Raw genomic sequence first — 8,076 nt, 5'->3', positions numbered from 1 at the left:
AGCCCATTCGAGCCCGTATTTCCGACCTGCCGTCGTGTAGTACGGATGGGGCGACAGGACGTCGCCCCAAGCCGAGGGGGCACAGGACGTGCCCTCCGAGGCGGTCCGTACGAAACAGGCAGGTCGGGAATACGTTCGGGCGAGACAGGGCGGAGCCGAAACGACCTCTCCGAGGAAACTCGGACGTGAGTTTTTAGAGGTACCCTATAATAATGAACCGATGGGGACATAAAAAGACTGCATCTTTCGGAGGATCACTTATGACAACTGGAACACTTTTCAGCGCTCTTATAACCTTCGTCCTTCTGTTCGCACTGTCGGCCTTCTTCTCCGCCAGCGAGACGGCCTTCTCCAGCGTCAACAAGATCAGGCTCCGCCGCTTCGTAGAGGAGGAGAGGCCAGGCGCCTCCAGCGCCATGGAGCTGGCCAAGGACTTCAACCGTACCGTCTCGGCCATACTGATAGGCGGAAACATCGTGGACATACTTATAACATCCGCCGCCACCGCCGTCCTTACCTCGATGTTCGGCCCTATAGGAGCGGTCTACGCCACCGTACTGATGACGATCCTCATAATATTGTTCGGGGAGATATTGCCCAAGGCCTTGGTCAAAGACAGGGCGGAACCCTTCGCCTTGGCCTCGGCCCCGATGGTGAAATTCTTCGTTTCCGTGTTGAACCCGGTCTGCGCCCTCACGTCCAGGATAACCTCCGCCCTAAGACACGGCAGGACCGGAGGAACCCTGATACCCACCGTGACCCACGACGAGCTGCTCAGCATAGTGGACACAATGGGAGGCGAGGGAACCCTTCCCCTTTCCGAGAGGGAGCTGGTGGAGAACGCCGTCAACTTCAACGGACTGGAGGTATGGGAGGTCCAGACTCCCAGGGTGGACCTCTTCGCCATAGAGGTAGACGACGATCCCTCGGTAGTGACAGGACTGATAGTTGCGAACCACTACTCCAGGATACCGGTATACCAGGGCTCGATAGACAACATAGTGGGCATACTCTACGAGAAAGACTACCTGGCCACCGTAACCTCCGGCAAAAAACCGGTCATCCGAGACATGATGAAGCGCCCCATCCTCATAGCGGGAAGCGCCAGCCTCATGGACAGCCTCAAGATACTCCGCTCCAGCCACACCCACATGGCGGTGGTGCTGGACGAATACGGGGGGACCTCCGGCATAGTGACTCTGGAGGACCTGCTGGAGGAGCTGGTGGGAGAGCTATACGACGAACACGACGACATAAAGGAAAACGTCACCAAGATAGAGGAAAACGTCTACATGGCCAACGGGGACATCTATATAAAGAGGCTTTTCGAGGCATTTCTGGACGTCCCATACGAGCCGGAGACCGACGCGACCACCCTGAGCGGATGGCTTCTCGAACAGTTCAAGACCCTTCCTGAGACCGGCGCAGAGGTGAAATGGGAGAACTTCTCTTTCCAGGTCTCAAAACTGTCGGGACAGAGAATACATAAGGTACGAATCACGAGAAAGCCTTAAGGGCACCTCTATAAAAACTCACTTTCGAATTTCCTCGGAGAGGTCATTTCGGCTCCGCCCTGCCGGACAATGCCCTGCACCTCGACGTGAAGTAGTTATTCAGACATGCTTAAAACACAGGAACCCTGAGGAATTTTCCATCCCACAGGGTGCCTTATTTCCCAAAAAGATCCGCATGTTTTCCTGTCCGAGTAAGTGTCAACACCAGGACCGATGCTTCCACACGATATACCAATAACAAAAGTTTTGTCTTTCTCATTTTCTGAGATCAGCAAAAAGCTTGTCTAAATACGGGGAGGTTACCTTAAAGGACGGCTCTAAGAGCCGTCCTTTAGATTTTTAGGTCCTTCTCGATGGAGGACAGGACTATGGAGGTGCACAGTTTGCCTATCCTGGTCAGCTCTCCAAGTATTCTCTCAAGATCCTTTATTGACCTGGCGACTATCTCGACGTAGTAGTCGTCCTGTCCTGTGATGCTCAGGCACCTTATGACCTCCGGTATAGCGGTTATCTTGTCCGCCAGGTAGGGGTCGGGGTTTTTGAAGTCCGTGGACATGGCGGACATGGCCCTGATCGGAAAGCCCGCCTTTTCCGGGTCTATCCTGGCCCCATATCCCATAATTATCCCGACGCTCTCCATTCGCCGGACCCTCTCTATTGCCGCCGGGGCGGAGAGGCCCACTTTCTTCCCTAGCTCTCTGAAGGAGATCCTGCCGTTTGCCTGAAGTTCCCTGAGGATCGCCAGGCCGGTGTCGTCCAGTAGGTTGCCGTCTTTTATGGTCATATTGTCCTCCCTCTTGCTCTCAAACGTAAAGTTGTAGCCGGAAACAATAGGTGTATGTAACCTGTAATCTCCTAATCTATTACAAAACCCCTGTGGAAAAGAGCATATATCGTTTATCCTATTTATGCAAGAGCAAATAATCTAAAAGAACTCAAAGGAGGCACTCTGCATGAAACCCTGGGGAGCTCAGTCGGAAGTCGGAAAGATAGAGAAGATAATGGTGAAAAGGGCTGAAGACGCCTACGGAAGCCAGGAGGTCCTGGACTCCTGCTGGAGGGATCTGGGCTACACCGAGCCGGTGAACTACTCCAAGGCTATGGACGAATACGATGCATTTCTATCCATTATAAAGAGCCACGTGCCCGAGGTGTTTGGCCTCCCCTCCCAGGATGGAACCGGACCCGACTCGATGTACGCCAGGGACTCCTGTATGGTCACCGACAAAGGCTATATTCTCTTCAACATGGGCAAGCCCCAACGGAGGGCCGAGGCAACAGAGGCTGGCCGCCTGTTCGACTCCATCGGCCTGCCCAAGCTGGGAGCCATAGAGGGCGAGGGAACCATGGAAGCGGGGGACATGGCCTGGTTGGACGAGAGTACTCTGGCGGTGGGGATCAGCTACAGGACCAACCCCGAGGGAGTCAGCCAGCTGAGGGATCTGGCTGCCGGTAACTTCGAGGTGCTGGACTACCCCATACCTCACTGGAATGGGCCGGAGGAGTGTCTTCATCTCATGTCCTTTATAAGCCCTGTGGACCATAAGGCGGCGGTTGTCTACTCCAGACAGATGCCAGTCACATTCCGGCAGGAGCTTCTTCATCGGGGATATAACCTGATAGAGGTCCCAGATCAGGAGTACGACACCATGGCCTGTAACGTCCTGGCCCTGGAGCCCGGTCTGGTCCTCATGATAGAGGGCAACCCTATCACCAAGGGCAGGCTACAGGAGGCTGGCATGGAGGTTCTGGAGTTCCCTGGAACCGAGATATGCTGGAAGGGTGGCGGAGGACCTACCTGTCTTACCAGGCCCCTTCTTCGTAAGTAGCTTTTGAGCACCTCTAAAAACTCACCGTTGAGTTCCCTCGGAGAGACCGTCCCGCCTGCGCCCTGTTTCGCCCAATCGTAGACTCGACCTGCCTGTTCCGTACGAACCGCCTCGGAGGGCACGTCCTGTGCCCCCTCGGCTTGGGGCGACGTCCTGTCGCCCCATTCGTTCTACACGACGGCAGGTCGAGTATACGGGCTCAAATGGGCTCCGTCGGAACGATCTCTCCGAGGATCAGAGTTTATAGAGGTCCCTTTTTATTTATAACGATGTAGACCGGAAGGGAGGGAAATAGATGAATTTTCTGGGTTTTGTGGAGCAGTTAGTCGATTGGGTGTGGGGAACTCCCCTCATAGTGATGGTGCTCGGCTCGGGGGTATTTTTTACCCTGGTCTCGGGGTGCTTTCAGTTCAGGAACGGCGGCTATATCTTTAAAAATACAGTGGGGCGGATCTTCTCCGGCAAGGTGGACGACGGCCCTGGGTTATTGTCCCCCTACGAGGCGGTCAGCGTCGCCATAGGCTCCACCGTCGGAGTGGGCAACATCGGGGGAGTCGCCACAGCCATAGCCGTCGGAGGACCCGGGGCGGTCTTCTGGATGTGGATGGCGGGCATATTCGGCCAGCTCATAAAGATGGTCGAGGTCACCTTGGCGGTCCACTACAGGACCGTGCTGGACGACGGACAGAGCACCTACGGAGGGCCTACCTACTATATCCAAAGAGGGCTCGGCCAGGAGCGAGGCTGGCATGGCCTGGCGAAGGTTCTCAGCGGGCTGTTCCTGATAGGGTTTCTAATCTGCTATTTCTTCACCATCCAGAACTACACAGTGGCGGAAGCTGTGGCGGGGGTCTTCGACGTGAACCTCCTGTTGGTTAGCTTCGTCTTTCTGGTCCTCCTCTACGCCTCCATCTGGGGCGGCATCAGGGGGCTCGGCAAGATAGCCGTCGCGGTGGTCCCCTTTATGTGCCTTTTCTACATCGGGGGAGCCCTTATGGTTATCCTTAAAGACACCGCCGCCATACCTCACACCTTCGGGCTCATATTCGAGAGCGCCTTCACCGGAACCGCGGCGGTAGGCGGTTTTGCCGGAGCTGCCTTTGCAAAGATGATCTCCGTCGGAATGGCCCGTGCGGTCTACAGCAACGAGGCTGGCTGGGGATCCTCTCCCATGATCCACGCTTCCGCCAGGGTCAATCATCCTGTGAAACAGGGCATCATGGGCATATTCGAGGTCTTTATGGACACCTTGGTCATATGCTCGGTGACCGCCATCATGATCATAAACTCAGGGGCATGGAGCTCCGGCCTGGACGGGGCAACACTGACTCTAAGTGCCTTCTCTAAGGGAGTAGGAACTCTTGGGACCACCGTCCTGGTGGTGGGTATTTTTCTATTCGGCCTCACGACATCGACAGGGCTTTTCGCCCAGTTTGAGACGTTGCTCACCTACGTCGTAGGCCCTCACTCGAAGAATCTGTACAAGGTGCTTAAGTTCAACAAGTACATCTACCCCCTGCCGGGATTTTTACTGGTGCTCTACGCTCACGCCTACGGCCTTCCCACCTATAAAGTGTGGATGTTTATAGATATTTCCATAGGTATCCCTATATTCGTCAATCTGCTGGCCATACTTCTGCTTACACCTAAGTTCCTCGACCTACTGAAGGACTACCGGGCAAGGTACATGGGGCAGGGCAAGGTGGACTCGGATTTCAAGGTTTTCTTCGAGGAATAGCTCTGAGACTAGAATCGATCCATCAAGCCTTTTTAGTGACACAATCTCCTTTATAAAGGAACCATTAGAAACCCCCGAGAGAAAGTTTCTCTCGGGGGTTTCTACGATTATCGTTACAGGTTCGACCCTATCAATACCGCTCCGGTCATTATTATCAAAGACAGGGTTATCTTCCTGAATACCTCCTCCGGCAAGAGCCTGGACACCTTTATCCCCAGCCAGGTTCCCACCAGCAACACAGGCACGTAGGCCCCGGTTATCGCCAGCACCTGAGCGGTAAGGACACCTTTGAAGGCATAAAGGGAGATTGTGGCGACGTTCAACGACATGAAATACGCCGCCAGATTGGCCCTGAACTCGTCCTTCCCCGTTCCCTGATTCGTCAGAAACAGAACAACTGGAGGTCCGCTCATGGAGAGACTGCCGTTCAGAATGCCGCTGACCATTCCTATGGGGCCCAGAGCCCAGAGGCTGTAGGGAAGGGGCTTCCTCCATCCCGAGAGCATCACCATAGCCACCAGGACTATGAAGGTTCCCACGAAAAGCCTGAAAGCCCTGGGATCCAAGGCAGTCAATATCCATATACCCAACGGCAGGGTGACCACCCCTCCAGCCAGTATGGGCAGCACCTTTCTGAAATCCAGAGAGGACCAACAGTCCTTTAAGACCATCACGTTCAGCCCCATGCTGACCAAAACCAGCATGGGAATGACCACCTGCTGGGAGAGAAAGAACAGTAGAAAAGGCGCCGCCACCAGAGAGAAGGCGAACCCGGCACATCCCTGGACGAGGCTGCCGGCGAAGATCGCCGCACCACCCCAGATCAGAGAGTTCACGATCGCTAGCCCTCGAAAGGCTCGAGCCCTGAGGCCCGGTCCTGACGATCCACCTTGAACACCTTGACGAGGGACACCAGATCGTCCGCTCTACCGGACATGGTCTGGGCCTCCTGTGAGACCCCGTCGGCCGCCTTAGCCGTCTCGTCCGTGGCGGTACGGACCGTCTCCATCATCTCCGCGACCTCCATGACCGTCCTGGAGACCGACTCTATGGCGGAGGCCATCTCCTGAGACGAGGCCGATTGATTCTCCGCCACCTTGGCCATCTCCTCGACCCCTTCGGTTATCCTGTCAACCTGGTTCAGGACCGTCCCGAGCTTGTCCCTGGAGTTCTCCGCCTTCTCTATGACGTCCTCCACCATTTTCTCAGTCTTGCCTGCGACCGAGACGGACTGACGGGCCTTGTCGGTCAGCTCGTCTATGAGCTTGGATACCTCCTGGGCCGCTCCGGCCGACTCCTCCGCCAGCTTGCGGACCTCCTCGGCCACAACCGCAAAACCTCTACCGGCCTCTCCGGCCCTGGCAGCCTCTATTGCGGCGTTGAGGGCAAGTAGATTGGTCTGGTCGGCGATGGTGGTTATGGTGGTCACGAAACCGGCTATAGCGTCCACCGACTTGGCGAGGTCGGAGATGTTGTCCTTGGTCTTGACGGTGAACTCCCCTAGACCGTTGACCTCGTCTATGGTCTTGCCCATCTCGGAGGCGGCCTCGTCGGTACTGCGCCGTCCTTCCTCGGCGGCGTCGGCGGTCTCCTTGGAGAACTTGGCGGTCCTCTCGGCACCGGCGGCGATCTCCTCCACCCCTGCGGAGGTCTGCTGCAAGGCGGCCGCTCCGTTTTCCGCCAACTGTGCCACCTTGTCCACAGCGGACTGGACCTCTGCCATGGAAGCGTTCATCTCCTCGGCCAACGCCGCCAGGGTACCGGAGCCGTCGGAGAACTCTCCGGCCTGTCGCAGAATCCGCCGGACGACGTCTCTCTGCTTGGACACCATCTCTGCCAGAGCTTCGGCCATCCTGGCCATCTCACCGCCCGACCCCACCTGGAAGTCCGATTCCTCCAATGTGAGATCTCCGTCTCTACCCTTCTCGGCAAAACGCACCACCGAGGCTATAGGACCGGTTATGGATCGAGACAACAAGAAACCGAGCCCTAGAGCCAGGACGACCCCGATCGCCACCGACACTACTGCGGTCCTGGCCGACTTCTTAGCCATGGCCATGCCGTTCTTGGCGGCGGAGTTGACCTCACCGTCGGTCACGGCTATGACGTCGTCCATTACGGACACTACTGCCTGTTGACCATGGAGCATCTCCTCCCCGTAGAAACGGGCCATATCCTCGTATTTTTTCACCGACTGCTGGGCCACATCGGATGCCTTTCTGAAAAGCCCCCTCATGTTGGACAGAGGAGACAGGATTCTGCTGACGTAGGCCAGTTCGAGCCTCTCCCTCATGACGTCGTTGGACACTGTTCCCTTTCTGTCTATCAGCTTGTTTATGAAGGCAGCGCTCTTATGGAGCTTTTCATGCTGTAAAGATATGAGCTTGAAGATATCGGCCAGTTTGCCGTTGTCCGTACGAAACGAGCTCAAAAAACTTCCGAGTGCGCATTTGGAGGGGTCGAGCTCACCGGTGAACTTGGTCTGGGTCACTATGGCCTCGCTGAGCTTTATAACCCAGTCCTCGTGCTTGGACAGAAGCTTAGCCAGATCTGCCTCAAAGGCGGTCGGAGCGGCTATCCCAAAACCGTCGAGCTCGTCGCACATGGATAAAAACCCCTCGACGCTCCCCTTCCAGCTCTCCCAGGATGGACCGAAAGAATCCCATGCCATCTGTTCCATGGAGGACTTCGGTATGGTAGAGAAAACCTCTATGGCTCTCTCAGCCCTGACGAATCCATGCTTTATGGATTCGTAGAGTTCCTGACGCCTCTCCAGCGGAAGTCCTTCCTGAAGGAGCTGGGCCGCCGACTTGGCTACCGTAAGCTGCTCCGAGTTTATCTCCTCTACCAGTTTAAGGGCCTGGACCTTCTCCGTGCCCAGCACGTTCAGAGACTCGGAGAGGCTCGACATCCCTCGATAGCCTACAGTTCCAACGACCGCACATATGGCAGCCACGGCGAGAAATCCGCCGATTAATTTAGTCGATATCCTCAT

The 8,076-nt window shown here is 56.0% G+C and carries 6 protein-coding genes; 3 read left to right on the top strand and 3 right to left on the bottom strand.

Features of this window, described 5'->3' with window-relative positions; genetic code table 11:
- Positions 1–260: 260 nt before the first annotated feature.
- Positions 261–1,514 carry a hemolysin family protein gene (locus L2W48_RS10980; protein ID WP_236099967.1) on the top strand — a complete coding sequence of 418 codons (1,254 nt, stop codon included), beginning with the start codon at positions 261–263 and terminating at the stop codon, positions 1,512–1,514.
- 331 nt (positions 1,515–1,845) lie between these two features.
- Here L2W48_RS10980 and L2W48_RS10975 read toward each other — a convergent pair whose 3' ends face one another.
- Positions 1,846–2,298: an Lrp/AsnC family transcriptional regulator gene (locus L2W48_RS10975; protein WP_236099966.1), complete on the bottom strand. Its 453-nt coding sequence runs from the start codon at positions 2,296–2,298 to the stop codon at positions 1,846–1,848.
- Between the two features lie 169 nt (positions 2,299–2,467).
- Here L2W48_RS10975 and L2W48_RS10970 point away from each other — a divergent pair, with 169 nt between their 5' ends.
- Both L2W48_RS10970 and L2W48_RS10965 read left to right on the top strand, forming a co-directional pair.
- Positions 2,468–3,343 carry a dimethylarginine dimethylaminohydrolase family protein gene (locus tag L2W48_RS10970; RefSeq protein ID WP_236099965.1) on the top strand — a complete coding sequence of 292 codons (876 nt, stop codon included), beginning with the start codon at positions 2,468–2,470 and terminating at the stop codon, positions 3,341–3,343.
- Positions 3,344–3,638: 295 nt separating this feature from the next.
- Entirely contained in the window at positions 3,639–5,081 is a 1,443-nt protein-coding gene (locus tag L2W48_RS10965; protein WP_236099964.1) for an alanine/glycine:cation symporter family protein, read from the top strand.
- A gap of 113 nt (positions 5,082–5,194) precedes the next feature.
- Here L2W48_RS10965 and L2W48_RS10960 read toward each other — a convergent pair whose 3' ends face one another.
- Both L2W48_RS10960 and L2W48_RS10955 read right to left on the bottom strand, forming a co-directional pair.
- Entirely contained in the window at positions 5,195–5,917 is a 723-nt protein-coding gene (locus L2W48_RS10960; protein WP_236099963.1) for a sulfite exporter TauE/SafE family protein, read from the bottom strand.
- A gap of 5 nt (positions 5,918–5,922) precedes the next feature.
- Complete coding sequence (locus L2W48_RS10955; protein ID WP_236099962.1) at positions 5,923–8,076, bottom strand: methyl-accepting chemotaxis protein; 2,154 nt, start codon at positions 8,074–8,076, stop codon at positions 5,923–5,925.

This window comes from Dethiosulfovibrio russensis, from assembly GCF_021568855.1.
GTDB lineage: Bacteria > Synergistota > Synergistia > Synergistales > Dethiosulfovibrionaceae > Dethiosulfovibrio > Dethiosulfovibrio russensis.
Note: the sequence above shows the minus strand (reverse complement) of the source record. Positions and strands in the feature narration are given on the sequence as shown.